Source organism: Candidatus Omnitrophota bacterium (genome assembly GCA_016929445.1).
Taxonomy (GTDB): Bacteria; Omnitrophota; Gorgyraeia; order JAFGIU01; family JAFGIU01; genus JAFGIU01.
Map to the genome: position 1 here is coordinate 18,385 of JAFGIU010000091.1, position 17,054 is coordinate 35,438.

Annotated in this window: 15 protein-coding genes; all 15 read right to left on the minus strand. The window is 55.4% G+C overall.

Annotation, left to right across the window (positions count from 1 at the left end; translation table 11 throughout):
• Position 1 precedes the first annotated feature (1 nt).
• The gene (locus tag JW937_07285; protein MBN1587215.1) at positions 2-655 is read right to left on the minus strand and encodes an acetyltransferase; all 654 of its coding nucleotides are present in this window, start codon (positions 653-655) and stop codon (positions 2-4) included.
• Positions 655-1,650, minus strand: a complete 996-nt coding sequence (locus JW937_07290; protein MBN1587216.1) for a dTDP-glucose 4,6-dehydratase — start codon at positions 1,648-1,650, stop codon at positions 655-657. The genes JW937_07285 and JW937_07290 overlap by 1 nt, the downstream gene beginning before the upstream one ends.
• Positions 1,643-2,857, minus strand: a complete 1,215-nt coding sequence (locus JW937_07295) for a DegT/DnrJ/EryC1/StrS family aminotransferase (GenBank protein MBN1587217.1) — start codon at positions 2,855-2,857, stop codon at positions 1,643-1,645. The genes JW937_07290 and JW937_07295 overlap by 8 nt, the downstream gene beginning before the upstream one ends.
• Positions 2,854-3,636 (minus strand): glycosyltransferase family 2 protein, encoded by a 783-nt coding sequence (locus tag JW937_07300; GenBank protein ID MBN1587218.1) that lies wholly within the window; start codon positions 3,634-3,636, stop codon positions 2,854-2,856. Before JW937_07300 ends, JW937_07295 begins: the two co-directional genes overlap by 4 nt.
• Positions 3,597-4,751 carry a glycosyltransferase family 2 protein gene (locus tag JW937_07305; GenBank protein ID MBN1587219.1) on the minus strand — a complete coding sequence of 385 codons (1,155 nt, stop codon included), beginning with the start codon at positions 4,749-4,751 and terminating at the stop codon, positions 3,597-3,599. Before JW937_07305 ends, JW937_07300 begins: the two co-directional genes overlap by 40 nt.
• On the minus strand, positions 4,744-5,859 hold the full coding sequence (locus JW937_07310) for an NAD-dependent epimerase/dehydratase family protein (protein MBN1587220.1): 1,116 nt from the start codon (positions 5,857-5,859) through the stop codon (positions 4,744-4,746). Before JW937_07310 ends, JW937_07305 begins: the two co-directional genes overlap by 8 nt.
• 39 nt (positions 5,860-5,898) lie before the next feature.
• On the minus strand, positions 5,899-6,789 hold the full coding sequence (locus tag JW937_07315) for a glycosyltransferase (GenBank protein MBN1587221.1): 891 nt from the start codon (positions 6,787-6,789) through the stop codon (positions 5,899-5,901).
• Complete coding sequence (locus JW937_07320) at positions 6,786-7,847, minus strand: glycosyltransferase family 9 protein (GenBank protein ID MBN1587222.1); 1,062 nt, start codon at positions 7,845-7,847, stop codon at positions 6,786-6,788. Before JW937_07320 ends, JW937_07315 begins: the two co-directional genes overlap by 4 nt.
• Positions 7,844-8,854, minus strand: coding sequence for a glycosyltransferase family 9 protein (locus JW937_07325; protein MBN1587223.1), 1,011 nt, complete (start codon positions 8,852-8,854; stop codon positions 7,844-7,846). The genes JW937_07320 and JW937_07325 overlap by 4 nt, the downstream gene beginning before the upstream one ends.
• A 79-nt stretch (positions 8,855-8,933) precedes the next feature.
• Positions 8,934-10,151: an O-antigen ligase family protein gene (locus tag JW937_07330; protein MBN1587224.1), complete on the minus strand. Its 1,218-nt coding sequence runs from the start codon at positions 10,149-10,151 to the stop codon at positions 8,934-8,936.
• 4 nt (positions 10,152-10,155) lie between these two features.
• On the minus strand, positions 10,156-11,943 hold the full coding sequence (locus tag JW937_07335) for a hypothetical protein (GenBank protein MBN1587225.1): 1,788 nt from the start codon (positions 11,941-11,943) through the stop codon (positions 10,156-10,158).
• On the minus strand, positions 11,943-12,902 hold the full coding sequence (locus JW937_07340; GenBank protein MBN1587226.1) for a GDP-mannose 4,6-dehydratase: 960 nt from the start codon (positions 12,900-12,902) through the stop codon (positions 11,943-11,945). The genes JW937_07335 and JW937_07340 overlap by 1 nt, the downstream gene beginning before the upstream one ends.
• A gap of 4 nt (positions 12,903-12,906) precedes the next feature.
• Entirely contained in the window at positions 12,907-14,127 is a 1,221-nt protein-coding gene (locus JW937_07345; protein MBN1587227.1) for a glycosyltransferase, read from the minus strand.
• A 1-nt stretch (position 14,128) separates the two neighbouring features.
• Positions 14,129-15,826, minus strand: a complete 1,698-nt coding sequence (locus JW937_07350; GenBank protein ID MBN1587228.1) for a DUF4330 family protein — start codon at positions 15,824-15,826, stop codon at positions 14,129-14,131.
• A 456-nt stretch (positions 15,827-16,282) separates the two neighbouring features.
• On the minus strand, positions 16,283-17,054 hold a 772-nt coding region (locus JW937_07355), incomplete at its 5' end, for a hypothetical protein (protein MBN1587229.1).

The following is a 17,054-nucleotide window of genomic DNA, read 5'->3' on the forward strand; positions in this document are numbered from 1 at the left end:
CTCAGGTCACCACCCCGCATCGTATCCTGCCGGGCACGCCATAAGCCGTTGCCCCGTCCGGGACATCGCGGATCACTACCGAGCCCGCGCCCACAATACAACCCGTGCCGATTCGAATCCGCGGAAGCACCGAACTCCCCAGCCCCACAAAAGCGAGTTCGGCGATCGCCACATGTCCTCCGGTATGCACGCCCGGACAGATGTGCGCATGAGCCCCTACTTTGGAATCATGATCCACAGAGGATGCCGTGTTGACAATTGCGTTATTACCGATCTCCACGCCCGGATTTAAAACCACACCCGCGCAAACCATGGCACCCACTCCGATTTTCACGGAAGGTGCTTGCACCACCGAAGGGTGTACTGCCCTCACAAACTCATACCCCATCTCACGGGCATTGACAAAAAGCTCGCGCCTCACCGAATTATCCCCAATTGCGATGATGATACTCAGACCGGGTTCAGCCTTGCGCATTTCTTGCATACGGCTTGTGGGGCCCAAAACCATTGTTCCTGCAAACGGCCGGCCTTCCTTTAAAGGATCGTCGTCCAGACAGCCGCGAATCTCTGCGTTCCTTTGCTCCAGAATATCCAGAATCACCCGCGCATGCCCGCCGGCGCCTACAACCAGAACACGCTTTCCACTTAAGTCCATCACAATGCCTCCGCTCGAACCGCTACCCTGTTATTCCTCCACCAGCTTTCGTTTTCAACATACCATTGGACTGTGCGCTTGAGCCCCTGTTCAAAGGAAATCGCCGGTTCCCATTTCAAGATCGATTTCGCCTTTTCAAAGCTCCCTTTGTGGCGATCCACCTGGCCGGGCCGGTCCGGAACCGTCTCGATGAGCGATTCGCTTTTGCCCAATTCCGCCACAATCAATTTTCCGATCTCAATAACAGATTCGTCTCGATTTGTTGCCAGGTTAAACACCTCACCCTTCACGGCTTTGAGATCCGCTTCCATGGCCGCAGCCAGGCCGCGGCAGGTATCCTCCACATAGAGCCAGTCCCTGGAGCTGCTTCCGTCTCCCTGCATCGGAAGCTGTTTGTCCTGCAGAGCATGTGTGGTAAAACACGGGATCAGTTTTTCAATGTGCTGATTGGGGCCGTAATTGTTAAAGGGCCGGATAATCACAACGGGCAAATCAAATGTCGCCACATAAGAATAGGCCAACCGGTCCGCACCGGTCTTGGCACTGGCATAAGGGCTCCGCGGTTTGAGGGGATGTTCTTCATCCATCGGATCCGACAGGAGTGTTCCGTAGACTTCCGAGGTGGAGATATGAACGAAGCGCTCCACCGGAAACTTTCTCACCGCGTCGAGCAAAACCTGCGTCCCCTTGACATCCGTATCCACAAAATCATCTGTATTGTAAATCGAGTTATCCACGTGGGTTTCCGCGGCCAAGTGAAACACCACGTCCACGTCCGTGAGGATTTCCTGCACCTTATCGCGATTCCGGATATCTGTCCGGTGAAAGCTAAAACGGTCATTATCCCAAATCGGAGGGGGCAAATTATCCAGATTGCCCGCATAGGTCAACGCGTCCAAGACCACAATCTGATCCGATGGATACTTATCGATCAAGTACTTGACCAGATTCGACCCGATAAAACCCGCTCCCCCTGTAACTAATAACTTACGCATGAAGAACCTCCTGCCCCAAACGCTGTATCACCTGTTTAGATTGCTGATGGGCCTCTGCAATAATCTCACAAATCCCGTCGATCTTCTCCGCGGCCATTTCCGAATGCACGGGCAAGTTAAGGATCTGCCCGCTCAGGGCCAAGGACTCTCTTAAGTCCCCTATCCGGGCCTGCCCCTTTTGAGCCAGGGTTTGGAAATAAACCAACTCATGGATCGGAGGACTGAAGTACTTCTTGGACTCCACCCCCTCGGCCTCCAAGACATTAAAGAGCTGATCCCTGTCCAAGCCATATTTCTCGGGAAAAACCCGCACCGCCAAATTTTGATAATTGCTCTGCGCTCCTTGCTCGATTTTTTGGAACACAATACCCGGGACCCCGCCCAAACCCTCCCGGTAACTCTGCGCAACCGCACGGCGAAAACGCAGAGTCTGGTCCAAGCCTTTCAACTGCTTCCGCCCCAAGAGAGCGGCAAACTCCGTCATCTTGCCGTTCATCCCCAGCCGCAAGGACTCTTCTGTGGGTTCTCTGCCGAAGTTCCTGAGCTTAAATACCCTATCCAACAGCGCCGCGTCCTCGGAACAAACCGCACCGCCCTCTCCGGCCGGAAGAATCTTGGTCGCATGAAAACTCAGGGCCTCTCCCCGGCCGAATCCGCCTAAACGCTTCCCCTTATATAGGGATCCAATGCCGTGGGCTGTATCAAAAATTAGGGCCAGCCCCTTTTGGGAAGCAAGCTCCTGCAACGCAACGATGTCACAAGGATTCCCAAACATACAGACACCGAGAATAGCGCAGGTGTTAGGGGTAATCAGAGAAGCCACCGAGCGCGGATCCAGGGTGAATGTCTCCGGATGAATATCGGCAAATACCGGAGTCAATCCGCTCCAAACCGCGGCTTGGGCGGTGGCAATAAATGTAAAGGAAGGAAGGATGACTTCCCCTTCCAAGTCCAGGGCCTGAATCAACAACTGCAAGGCCACCGTGCCGCTGCCCACGGCGCGCGCTTGAGAGACTCCCAGGTACTCGGCCAGTTCTTTTTCAAATCCCAGGCAGTGCGGGCCCACATTGGTGAGCACACCGGATTCCAACATGGCCTGCAGTTCCGGCCTTAAACTCTCATAGCTCGGCAAGCGCGGCTTCACAAAACGAACGGGTTCAGACCCAAACCGCGACCGGCCTCCGAGGACCGCAAGGGTTTTACTCATACCGAAGCTCCTTCCCGCCCGGCCATTATCTCCCGGTACTTGGCATAGGTCACAAACTGGTAAAGGCCGCCGAAGACTGCAGCCACAAATCCCATGAAGCCGTCGCGATAACCCTTCTTCATCAAGTACGCGCGAAAGAAACGGTCCAAAGTCTTGCGAATGGCACGGCCCAGGCTCATCTTCCGGCCGTCCTCCGCCCATTTCCTGGCTTCCAGATCCGTCTGGCGGTTGAGCTTGCCCAGAAAATCCCCCACATCCCGGTAGCTATAATGGAGAAGATCGTTTTTCAAGTTACCCCAGGCCTGATCAAAAATTGCGCGCGGATGCACACTCACTTCTTCGTACTGGAATTCCCCCTTACGGAAAAAACGCAACTGGGCCGAAGGATACCACCCGCCGTGCTTGAGCCAGCGCTTTCCGATAAAATTACGGCGCGGCATGGTGTAACCGTTGAATTCAGGGTTCCCGGCCAAAAGCTGCTTAAACTCTTCATAGAGTCCGGGCGTCACCCGCTCATCGGCATCCAGACTCAAAACCCACGGCTGTGAGGCCTTGGCATAGGCCCAGTTGCGGTGCACGCCTTCAATCTCCATCTTGCGCACAAAGACTTTGGCTCCTTCCTCTTCACAGATTTCGCGGGTGCGATCCGTGCTCTCGTCATCCACCACAATGCATTCCTGCGCCCACTGCACAGAGCGCAAACATTCACGAATCCGTGACTCCTCGTTCCAGGTAATGATTACGACCGAGACAGGGAGTTTTCCGTCTCTTCCTTCCACGGGATAGTCTCCTTGGTTTTGTCAGGACTCCACAATGCCACTTGAGCAGAATGCAGACTCTTGATCCCCTTAAGGGTGGAAATATGGGCGGGCACATCCGAATAGGCCCAATCATACGGTTTCTTGCGTTTGCTGAGAATTCTCCAAGGGTAGTAGAGCCTGGCCCACACCGCAGGTACCCCGTAAGGCCCCACATTGGCGTGCTCCCTCAAACCTAAGGCATCAAAGAGCTGGTGACGGTTCCATTTCCGGCTTTGCGGGTAAAAGACATGCACATAAGCATTCTGGCGGGCCCATTCCACGGCCCGGCTCAGCACAAGCTTCATGGATTCCGGATCTGTGGCAGGATCAGAGTCGCAATACCATGCAATGCGCACGGGCTTGCCCCACTTTTTCCAAAAGCGTTGCTGATTCTCCCTAAAAAGCTGCTCTTTTTCGGGCATGAGCTTAAAGGACTTGTGTTCGTGATGGAATACATAGGAAGCCGAGGCCACGACACAACGAAATCCGGCCATTGTTGCGCGCCGGCAATAATCAGTGTCCTCAAAAAATATCCGGTTCATCCCCGTGTCCAACACGCCGATCTTGTCCAGGACTGCCCGCGAAATCGTCATGGCAAATCCGATGCACTCACCCACCTCCACATAATGCCCGTGTTTAGAAGCCAAGCTACGGCCGTAATCGTCCAAGGACATGCCCTCGGGAGGAAATTCTCCGAAGGTGCTGCTCGCAGGGTTGACGATTCCGATTTCGGGGGAACTTTCGGCTACGGCCAGCATTTCGCGCATCCAACCCGGAGTCACCAACGTGTCGTTATTCAGCAAACACACATAGGGGCCGGTGGACTCGTTCATCCCCCGGTTCATTCCTCCCACAAATCCCAGATTGCTTTCGTTGGTGAGCACCTCAATGCGGACCAAATCATTTCCTTTGACCCGGGACAAGTACTCCTTGGTCGGCGCCTCACTCCCGTTATCCACGATCATCAAGCGGATCGGCACGGTGGTGTTTTTGAGAATGCTCTCCACACAGGGTTGTAGCAGCTCCAACTGATTCCAGGTCAAAAGCACCACATCGCAAACAGGACTAAAATCACCGGGTGATGGACTAGCCACGGGTCAAACCTTTTTCTTTGAGCTCGGCTTCGGCCCGGTCCACCAAATCCACGGCTCGCACATCCTCCGCCCACTCCACAAGCTCCTTCAGACCTTCCTCCAAATTCCGGGTCGGCTTGAAACCCAGAGCCCGGAGCTTCGAGGCATCCGAAACACAATGCCGGATATCCCCGGCGCGGAATCGAGCGGCAATCTCCGGCTTGACTTCCCGGCCGTAAAGCTTGGCCAAGGTCTCGGCTATCTGCAACACTGTGGTGGGCGCCCCTGTTCCCACATTAAAGGCCTGGTAATTGGCCCGCTCCTCGCGCATGACCAGCAAGTTGGCCTGCACAATATCACGAACATGCACAAAGTCGCGGCTCTGATGTCCGTCCTCATTGACGATGGGAGGATTGTCGTTCTTGATTCGGGATGAAAAAATCGCGCAGACTCCGGTGTAAGGGTTGGACAGAGACTGACGCGGCCCGTACACATTAAAGTACCGCAGCGCCACAGTCGGAATATTGTAAGCACGGCCCACAATCAGACAAAGCTCTTCCTGATCCTTCTTGGAAACTGCGTAGACCGAGGTCGGCTGGAGCGGTTTCTCCTCCGGAGTGGGCACCGGCTTAACCCGAGTCTTCCCGTCCTGTGCCAGCATCTCCCAAATACCCTGCTTCATCTGTTCCTCATCGCGCAGCATAGGATAATAGGGTTTTCCATCCGCAGTTTCATAGGCGCCTTCACCGTAAATACTCATGGAGCTGGCCACCATTAATTTCTTGAGTGGGATCTTCTCGTTGACGATCAGATCCAAGAGCGTGGCGGTAGCTCTTGTATTGACGTCCACATAGTCCTCGATCCGGTACATGGACTGCCCCACGCCCACCAAAGCCGCCTGATGGTAAACATATTCAATTCCTTTGAGAGCCAAACGCAAGTCATCCCGCTTACGCACGTCCCCTTGGACGAACTCCGCTTCGGGATTGAGATAACCCGGTTTACCCTCTGTATGGACCTGAGGATCCAGGTTGTCCAGAATCCGCACCTCATGCCCCTCTTCGACCAGGGCATCCACCAAATGGGACCCGATGAAGCCCGCTCCTCCTGTAACTAAGACTCGACTCACGGTAGACTCCTTTTTCCTGGCTCGCCATGACACAGCGCACTACGTATAAATCACCCGAGGCATCCAGCTCTTGAGCTGTTCGTAGCGGCCTCCCAAGACATGGGCACTCGTATTGAGAAGTGAAAGCACACGCCGCGCGTAAGTATGCTCTTGCAGCACACGCTCTTGTCCGCGCATGGCAATGGCTTGGCGATCCTGTTCGTGACTCAGGTAATAATCCAGCTTTTCGTACAAATCGGCATCGCTCTTATAGACCACTAGGTGATGCCCTTCCTCAAATAATTCTTCCATGGCGCTTCCGGCCGGGGCATTAGTCACCATCAGGGCTCCTGCGCACATGCCCTCAAAAACTCTCATATTGATATCGTTGCGGATCCCGTAGTTGAAGACCACCCGGGCCCGGCCGTAAATATTCCGCATTTCCGTGTGCTCGGCCATACCAAAAAAACTGTCCGGGTAGCGCAGCTTGAGCGACTCCAAGAGTTCGCGGCGATGGCTCTTCTTTCCGTCCGTGCCCACAAAAGCAATATCCAAGTCCCGGTCAAGTTCCCGGTCCGGAGCATGAACGCGCGGATCACAACCCAAAGGCAGCCATCGAGCCTCAATACCTTTAGCCCGAAGCCTCAACGCACCCTCGCGCTGGGCACACAAAACCAAGTCATAGTGTCCGGCCTGGCAGGCAATTTTCTTGAAAGAACGCTTCAAATGCGTGTCGATCGCATAAAACACTGCGGGTCTCGCAAAAGAGGGTAAATCAAATTTGTAGTCTCCGTGATCGATGCGGATATAGAGATCGAAATCCGACGGCATCTGCAGCGCATCCCTTGTCCAAAAATGGCGCACCGCGTGTCCGCTCTCGACCAAGGGCGATTCAAAATACTCACCCGTGGTGCCGCCTCTTTCCTTATTGAATACGAGAGCGATTTTCATGAGTGCAAAAGCTCCTTGGGGGAAATCAAGGACCGCACCTCCTCCGCGATTTCCTCCGCACTCACGGCTTCCAGGCATTGGTAACCCAGATCGCATTGCTCAGGCACACAAACGGCACAGCCCACATCATGTTGAAAAACCACATGCCCGCGCCCCCAAGGACCCCAGCGTCGCGGAGACAATCCGGGCCGCGTACGCCCGAAGATCACCACGGTTCGCGTTCCCACCGCCGCAGCCACATGCACCGGGCCGCTGTCATTGGAAACCAGACACACCGCAAGCTCGCACAAAGCAGCGAGCTGGCGAATCCCGAATCTCCCCGTTAGATTAAATACCTCATCCGGACATTGGGCATGCAATTCGGCAATAGCATCGAATTCGTCCCCGCCTCCCACCAAAACCACACGCAAACCCTCTGTTTCACAGAGCTGCCGCACCACAGCCGCATAACGCTCCGCCGGCCACCGTTTGGAAAACGAGCTGGTCCCCGGGTGAACCAGCACGATCTTTTCTTCAGGGTTCCAACCAAAAGCCTCCAGAGTCTCCCGCACCGAACGCCGGTCCGAGTGAGCCGGATTCAGGCGCACGGAAAGATCCTCAGTCTGCGCCCCGGCGCGCCGCACGAGCTCCATATTGTATTCCACCTCGTGGCGGTCGCCGAGATACTTCCGATCCGGAATCCGCTGTGTCAGCAATGCGCCCCATTTGCGATCATAACCCACCCGGTAGCGGGCGCCTGAAAGCCAGGCCAGAATATTCGAGCGCTTGGACGGGTTGAGGATAACCACCATGTCAAAGCGCTTGAGGCGAAGCTGCCATGCCATGGCTAAGGTCGCGCCCCAACTCCTTTCGGAGCCATTCTTGTCGTACTCTATGACTTCATCCACATCCGGATTGGTATCCACCACCTCGCGCAAGTGCGGCTGCACCAACATAGCCAGATAGGCGTTGGCATAGGACTGCCTCAAAGCCCTAACCGCGGGGATATTCAGCAACAGGTCCCCGAGCCGGTCCGTGCGGATCACCAAAATTCGCTGGACACCGTGAAAGGGCTTCATGAGAGCAGATCTTCGGCAGCGTTCACAACCTCATCCTCCGACAACTCACGAAGACAACGGAGCTCGTAAGGACAGGGGGGCATTTTGAACTGGTGGTAGCAAGGCTGACATTCCAGGTCCATGCGCACTACACGATGCCTATCCTCCAATTTCGGATAAGGCCCGTAAACCCGGTCATCCACCGGACCAAACAAGGACACGGTCTTCACCCCTTGGCTGACTGCAATATGCAGCGGTCCTCCATCATTGCAGACAACCAGTTCACAGTGGGAAAGAATGGCCGCGAATTCACGAAGCGCTGTATGACCAGAGAGGTTTAACACCGGTACCTTGAGCGCCCGCTCCACTGCCTCCGTAACAGGCTGGTCTCGCGAATCCCCCAGAAGAAGAAGCTGGCGGCCGCCTTTCTCACAGAGCCGGTCCCCCACTGCGGCAAATCGCTCAGGAGACCACCTTCGAATATGTGCGTTTTCGCCCCAGCTTGCGCCCCCGCCCGGGATCAATACCACAAGCTTCTGCTTCAGGTCCAAGCCCCCCTGCCTGAGCCGTTCTGCGGCCTGAGCACTTTCCTCGTCCGTGAGCTGGAACTCCAAGGGGCCGGGAGTGCATTCAATTCCCACCTCCCGCAAAAGTTTAAATAGGTATTCTACCACATGGTTATCGTGGTATCCGCTGATCGGTAAACGCGTTGTGAGGAAACGTCCCCTTCCCTTAAAGTCAAAGCCCACCCGTTTCCGGATACCCATGAGCAAGGCACCCAAGCTGTATCGATCCCCTAAGGATAGATCCACCAAGTAGTTGAAACGGCATCTGCGCAACTCCTGCAATTGCCGGCCAAAGGCCTTGATAAAGGCCCATTTGGAGCGCCGGTACAGGGACCGGTATTCATCTTTTTCAATCACAAAAACCCGGTCCAAGTGCGGATTATGGCGCAAAACGGATTCGGCCCGGCCATTGCACACATAGGCGATATACGCCTCGGGAAAGACCTCGCGCAAGGCCCTCACAGCCGGAGTGCTGAAGAGTACATCCCCGATCCCAAAGGGATTGGCCAGAAGGATACGGGGAGCTCCGCGCGTAAGAATCTTATCCAGGATTCCGCTCCTCCTTTTCTGTGTCCAGTGTGGCCGCCAGCAGGTATCCCAGCAATATCCAGAAAAGCATGGCCAGACTCAAAGAGTAAAGATTGGTGTCGGTTGCGCTGTGCAAACAGAAAGCCAGGACCCCGCTCAGAATTCCCGCCTCAGCCGGTGCGGGTGCACGCCCTTGACGCAAGCACAAGCGAAGCGACTGCACCAGCACCCAAGCCAACAACACCGAAAACAGGATAAGTCCGGCTAATCCGATCTCCGCAGCAGTCTGCAAATAGCAATTGTGGGCATAGCTGATATAGTGATCGCCCGGCGGCAGAAAATCCTGGACACGGGCCATAAAGACTCCCAGCCCCTGTCCGGTCCAAGGGCTGTCCCGGATCATGGCCACGCTCGCGCTCCACAAAGCACGGCGCAGATCATTTTCCGGCGCTGAGGCCATAAATGCCGAAAACAGACGCTCCTGAACCGTCAACGGCATTAAGAAAAGCAGGGCCGCTAAGAATCCCAGAGCGCTGATCAGGACCTTCCGGCCCCGCAAAGCCAAAAGGAGAAGAAGTCCCGCAAACCATCCCACCCAGGCCCCGCGCGTCCAAGTCGCCAGCAAAACAAGGTGGCCTATCAATGCAGGGAGAATGGCCCAGTAGCGGCGCGCCCCCTTGCCAAACAGGACAACCGCCAGCCAAACCAGGGCCAGGACACAGGCATAAGCTGCCAAGTCATTCGGCATCTTGAGGGTTCCGGTCAACCGGCCGGCCTCCAAAGCATAGTGCCGGAGCAAGTCATGGCCCGTGAAGAACTGCCAAATACAATCCAGCCACAAAACCAGACTGCTCAGCAAAAGAACTCTGAACCAAGTCCGGCGCCGCCCCTTGTCTGCAAGGAACACGGCCATCACCAAAAAGATCCCGATATCCTCCAGATACTTGCTCACCAAAACCCGGAAACTGTGGGCAGGATCCGCGCTCAACACGGCAGAAAGAAGCATCCACATCACATAGGCCCCGACAATAACCAGGACAACCCGGAACCGGGAATCCTTTAGCGCGGCGGGCCTTTCCTGCTTGGCAAAAAGCCCCGCCGCAGCCAGAACGAAAGCCAAGGACGCAAAGATCTCAATCGCCGCTTTAGAGAAGGGAAGAAAGAGTATGAGCAGGCAAAGACATAACCCTAATGCCCGTTGAATAGAAAAAAAAGGGATAGACCATTTCATAGAATTATAGGAGTCCGCTCATCTCCTGGTAGGGGACCCCGGCCTCTTCGCACAAAGTGATGATCTCCCGCAAATGGCCGGCGTCCAGCGAGGGAATTGCCACAAAGACCTCATCCACTCCATGCTGCTGCACGTAATGCCGGAGCGTGTGGCGGCTCCCCAAAATCGGCACACCATGGATGCGGCGTCCGACTTTGCTCAAATCGTCATCAATAAATCCAACCGGCCGGTAACGTAGATTCCGGTTTTTTCGGAGTTCCCGCAAAAGAATCTCGCCCGCATCCCCGGCCCCGAAGATAATGGCGCGCTTCTCCCCCGATTGAAGGGCGTCGACCACGTTTTCGCCGAATAATCTTAACGCAGTGCGTGAGATGGACAGGAGCACAAAGAGTAAGAGACTGTAAATAACCAAAACCGACACCGAAAATCCCTGCGAGGCTCTCCAAGGGAAAACCCCCACGGCAATGAGGAGAGTTCCCAAGCCCACGCCTTTAAAGATGTCCACCATTTCCGTCAGCCCGGCATAACGCCAAAATCCCCGGTACAAGCCCATCATAAAAAGACAAGTCAGCTGGATCGGAAGGATCACAGGAAAAGTCTGCATCAGGAAACTGACCTGGGCCTCCCCCATACCCGACTCGAAACGCAAAAGATGCGCCGTATAATAGGCGACACCGATGAGTGTCAGGTCCAACAGAAGCTCTGCAATGCGCCGCTTGTGCATCACAAAGGTGTTGAGGAGTACTCCTCCACCTCCGCGGCGCTGCCCGGTTTCCGCCACTCGAGCCTTGTGATAAATCGGGAGTTGACTCAAGAAAATCCCAAAAAGCACCAGGCCCGCAAGCACCGCCACAGTCAGCAACGCGCTGGCATGCACTCCGAATCGAACCACCAAGAAGGCGACTCCGCCCAAAATCGCGGATAGCTGGTAGAAAAGCAGTACTGCCTTTTTCTCGGAGATCCCCAGGAATACAACCCGGTGGGAGGTGTGGTCCTTTCCGCCTTGGTTAATGGGCACACCATGGGCTTTGCGCATAATCGTGACAAAGGCCGTATCGAAAATGGGCACCCCCAGAACCAACACAGGCACTATGAGAACCACAAGCAGGTTCGATGCGTGCGCCCAAGTCCCGTGGATCGAAACCGCAGCCAGAGTCAATCCTAAAAACATAGAACCCGCATCCCCCATGAAAATCCGGGCAGGCGAAAAATTGTAAGGAAGAAAGCCCAGGCAAGCGCCGACCAAGGCCGCGGCAATCAGGGCCACACCCAAATTTCCCAGAACCGACGAGCAAAGCACCAGGGAAATCGCTGAAATCGCGGCCACCCCGCAGGCTAAGCCGTCCATATTGTCCAGAAGGTTAAAGGCATTGGTAATCGCAACAACCCAGAAGATTGTCAGCGGGATGGCGACCATGGGATGAGGAAAGATTTCCACCACTATCCCGAAGGCAATCAAGATGCAAGCGGCGATGATCTGCCCCAGGATCTTGGTATGCGGACGAAAGTGATAGATATCGTCCAAAAGCCCCCAAATAAAAATCGTGCTGGCGGCCAAAAGATATCCGAGCACACTGCGGGACCAAGGGGCCCAAACCAGAACCGAAAGAATTGTGGCCGCAAAAATGGCGACCCCGCCAAAGAGAGCCACATAGCGGGTGGACCAGCGCTCGTTTTTAGGACGGGCAACCAGTCGCTTTTGGAGGGCATAAAGGCGGACCCACGGGGTCAGCAGAATGGAAACCCCAAACGAGAGCCCGCCCGCCAGCAGGTATCGGATGATCTCTTCCATTAAGATCGCATGTAGTCAATCACATCCTGGATGATCTCATCCAGACTCATTGTCGGTTGAAAACCAATTAAATTCCTGATCTTGGTCGTATCCGGAACGCGCCGCGGCATATCCTCATACCCTTCCTCATAGGCCTGCTCGTAGGGGATGAGCACCACCTTGGAACTGCTCCCTGCCAGCCTGACCACCCTATCAGCCAGCTCCAGCATGGAAACCTCTTCCTGGCTCCCCAGATTAAAGGCCTGCCCGGGGGCATCGGGCACTTGGATCATCTTATAAAGCGCGGCCACCACATCCTTCACATGCAGGAAACAGCGGGACTGGGTGCCGTCTCCGTGCACCTCGATATCCTGCCCCTTAATCGCCTGGCTCACAAAACGCGGCACGACCATGCCGTAAGAACCGCTCTGGCGGGGGCCCACCGTGTTGAACAACCGCACAATCACCGTGTGCAGCCCTTTTTCTTTCCAGTAGCAATAGGCGAGAATCTCATCAATAGCTTTGGAGGAGGAATAGCTCCAGCGGGTCTTCAGGGCAGAACCCAAAACCCGGTCCTGGTCCTCCCTGAGAGGAACATCCGTATTCTTCCCGTAGACTTCGGAACTGGAAGTAATGAGGATCTTCTTTTGGTAGCGGTGGGCCATCTCCAGGACAATTTCGGAACCCCGGATATTGGTGGTCAAGGACTCCAGCGGCTTCTTGATAATGAGCTCCACGCCCACCGCAGCCGCAAGATGGAACACCACATCGCATTCATCGACCAGCTTGTCCATCAGATTTTCATTGAGAACACTGCCCACCACCAGCCGGTAGTCCGGGTTCTCTTTGAGAACCTTTAGGTTCTCCTGTCTTCCGGTCGTAAAATTATCGAGTGCCGTCACTGAATGACCTTCGCGCAACAAAAGTTCGCTCAGGTGAGATCCGATAAATCCACCACCGCCTGTAATGAGTGCTCTCACTGGCCTACACTCCCCTCTTGAGTTCTTGGTAACTGGTGTGCATGTCCCGGGCAAGACGTTCCTTGCTGTAAGCGTGTCTCACGTACTCACGCCCCTGCAATCCCATACTCCTTGCCTTGCCCCGATCTTGAAGCAGATAAGCCAAGGCCTCTCCCAAGGCCTTCCAATCTCCTTTACCGACCAAAAATCCGTGCGCCCCCTCGGCCCAATGCCCTGCACCGGGACTTACGGCCCCCAATTCCCCCAACAAGGAACGCACCCCGCCCACATCCGTGGACACCACGGGCCGGGCAGAGGCCAAGGCCTCAATCAAAGAAACGGGCGTTCCCTCATTGTCGGAGCTCAGGGCCACGATGTCCAGTGTGGCGTAGATTTCAGGCAAGTCCCTGCGCCAACCCAGCCATCGCACCGATTGACCGATCCCCAACTCGAAAGCCAGCGTCTCAAGCTCCTGCCTCAACAAACCATCGCCGACTAGGGTAAATTCTATCGTCATTGGTGTCAAGCACTTGAGACAATGAGCCGCCGCCCTCAAAAAGACCTCGTGCTGCTTGATCGGCACCATCCTGCCCACAAGCCCCACGCGCAAAGGCTCTTGGGCCAAGGCCTGGCTCAGAGGTTCGCACTTCAGATAGGGTGCCAAGTCCAGGCCGAGCGGCACCACCCTTATCTTGGCAGCCGGCCCCACGCCCAGGCGCTGCAGGTCCGCCCCGATCTCCGGGCTCACGACCAAGAGACGGTCCGTAAACAGGGCCAGGATGCGTTCGATCGACAGGAAAAATGCGCCCCGGACACGCCCGAAATAGCCCTCTAAAACGTGCCCGTGAAAGGTGTGCACAAGGAGGGGCCTGGGCCCCGGATGCGGCCTCAAGCGGTTGAGCAAGCGATAGACCACGGTGGCTGCACGGCCCAAGGCGCCGGCCTTGGCCGTGTGCGTGTGCACAATGTGAGGCCGCTCGCGCAAGAACAGGGCCAGGATCCGGAAAAAAGCTTTGAGATCCTTCCAGGGAGAGATCGGCCGGACAAGTTCCGGAATGCGCTCCAGCCTAAAGCGGCGCCCGGCACCCAGGTCCGACATGTCCGCTTCCCCCGCATCCAGACTCCCCACAACCAGAACCGATTCATAGCCCAGGGAGGCCATCTCGTCACACAGCAAAGTCGTGTGAATGGCCGGCCCGCCCACATTGAGCCGGGCGATGATTCGCAGGACCCGGATGGAGTCCAACTCAGGAACTCTCCCCGCTGGGTCTCACGATCTCGACAACCGTCCCGGTCAATTCATAGTCTTCAAAGCAAAGCGACAGCACTGTGCCGATCCTAAGTCGATCGGATTGAAAGAACAGCAGATCGCTTTCTTGGGGAAAAGGCATCTCCACCCAGACCTCAATCTCTCTCATGCGCCCATTAAACTGCTGCATACCGGGCCCAATATACGCGGAATCCTGGGGTTGCGGAATATTGGAACTGAGTTCCAGGAGTTTCGCCCCGCGGAAGACGCCGGCCGTCGTCTTCTCAACATCTCCGGATCTAATTGCGCCGGCTATCTCCGGAAGCACCTGAAAGCATCTCAGCCGCGCTTTCATGAATCTCGGATTCTCCGCCTGGGCCCGCAGCATAAGCAGTTCGTCTTTTCCGAGTTGATCCTCAGGCACGGCTCGAAGAACCACCCCGCGATAGACATATTCTTTGGTAAAGAATTCAAGCGGCGACCCCGCGCGCACATCCTTGCCTTGAAAAACCCAGCCCTGATTATTACGCCGGCAAAACAGCCGGAGCACTGCCACCGTTCGCCAAACAACAGAGGCGGGAGAAACGGCCATTTGGCCTTCCTCGTCTACAATGACATTTGGATCCTTGAGCTGCATTCGTCTCTGGACCAGGGAGACCAGTTCCCCGACATTATTCCCCTCCATATCAAAAGTCCGGTCGCCCTCCTTTACGAGAGATAGGATATCCGGCACCAGATCATCCCACTGGACAAGCACGACCATCCATTCCGAAAGGGAGGCATAATCCAGCTTCTCGAGCTCCGAAAGACTGGTGTCATCGCTGGGAAAAGAATGCAGAATTGTGCCTCGATAGATGTAATCCGAAGTGATGAACTCCATATTTTCACCGGCCCGCACATCCTCGTCTTGGTAAGTCCATCCATTGGCCGTCCGACTGCACAACAAATTGATCGCCACAACCGCACTCCAGGTCGCCGGGTCTCTATTGGCCACAACTTGTCCTTCTGTGTTCACAAACACATTGGGACTGCGCATCAGATATTCTCTTTGAAGTATTGAGACAATCTCTCCTGTGCGCCGGCCTTGGATATCCCTGGATACATCCCCTACCTTAATCATGGGCACAATCTCGGGGGTGGCGCCTTTCCACTGCACAACAGCCGTAATCCATCGCTCGTTTTCCTGAAGCGGGGCGACCACATCCCAACCCAGGATCCGGGCCTTCAAATTCCGCCCCTCGATCACAAGGTTAAAAGGGTACAGCATCTTGAGGGGTTGCTGGTCGTAAGCAAATTCGCCCCAAGTCACACGCCCGGCGATTCGGATCCGGGCAGGGACCTCGTATCTCCCCTGGTCCAGGTGTTCTATTTCCACAAGCTTACCCAATGATAAGGGATAGCGCGATAACTGCGCCTTGCCGAGCTCCAGAATTTCGGAGGTCTTTCTCCCGACTGAGTCGTATCCCTTCAGACCGGGCCGCAGCCAATGCACGTCATCCTCCTGAAGGTCAAAAATGGCCACGTCCAACACCATCTCCGTGTAATGCTTCGAGGCAATGGACTCAGCCCGCCTCTTGGCCATGAGTTTGTGGGACACCAGCCCTGCGGGAATCCCCACAAGCAAGAGTCCCACCACAATGGCATCAAACAAATTGACCTTCCCGAATAGCTTTCCGTTCGCATCAATGAGTTTCATATCGGCCAGTATCCTCTCCTTCACCCGGGCTTTCACCCAAGATAACGTTCAGCAACCAGCTCCTTGAGGCAAATGCGCTCAGCGACCCGGACTGTGTACAAAGAAGAATTTCCCCAACAAGAAGAATCAGCAAAAAAAGTCCGAGACTCATGCTAAGCCCGGCGTTCACCCCCTTAAACCCGCCCCATGTAACGGTAAAGGACAACAAGAATACACCGGCCTGCTTGCAGGTAGTCCGGGACAGCGTGCCCTTCAGAGTGGTCCCCGCCTGTCTTATCCGGCTTCCTTGAAACAGAAAGGCTTTTCCACTTTGTCCAAATGTCAGGATACCGCACCGCAGCCAACTTAAACCGCTCATCAACTTGCTGCTTTGCATCCATTGCCCTGCAGGCGGGAAGAAAATAGCCCTAAGCGCCGCCACGAGACAACTCCCTCTCCACAAGCGAAGCAAAAAGCTCATGCCCGCACCGCCTCGGCCTTGGCCCCGCAATCCACAAATTGACGGAACCACATTTCCAGAGTCACCAAGGACCAAATGCGCGCACTGTAATCCGCGCGCCCATCTAAATGGGCCTTGACGACAAACTTGATGAAATCCGGATTAAAGAGTTTGCGGGCTGCAAAACTTTCGGAAAAAATCAAATCCTCCACCAGGGGTTTTAACTCTCCTCTTAGCCAATGCCCCAGAGGAATCGCAAAGCCGGTCTTGGGGTGTTCCCACACGATCCTGGGCAGAAATTTCGCGTAACGCCGCCTGAGCAGCAGTTTATTCAACCGCAGACTTCTCTTATAGGCCGAAGGCAACTGCGCGGCAAACTCCACTACCTTGTGGTCCAAGAAGGGTGCCCGCGCCTCCAGCGAGTGGCACATACTCGCAATATCAACCTTCACCAGCAAATCGTGAGGCAAATAGGTCGTCGCGTCCACATAAAGTGTGGCATTGAGAATATCGCCCGTCCCTGCCGCGTCAAACCGGGCCTGGAGCCATCCAACAGGATCCACCTGCCGCACTTGAGCAAAAAACTCAGCGCTAAAGAGCTCAGGTTTCAGGGACTCGGGCCAGCCCCCAACCCAATGCTGGTATCTGAAGGCCAAGGGCATCTCCGCGGCCTCCAAAAACCGCTTCAGCTTGGCAGAACGCGTGCGATTGCTCGGCCCCCCATCCGGACACAGACCTTTGAGCCCCGCATGAATTGAATTTCTCAGGCCTTGAGGCAAGCCCTTGAAG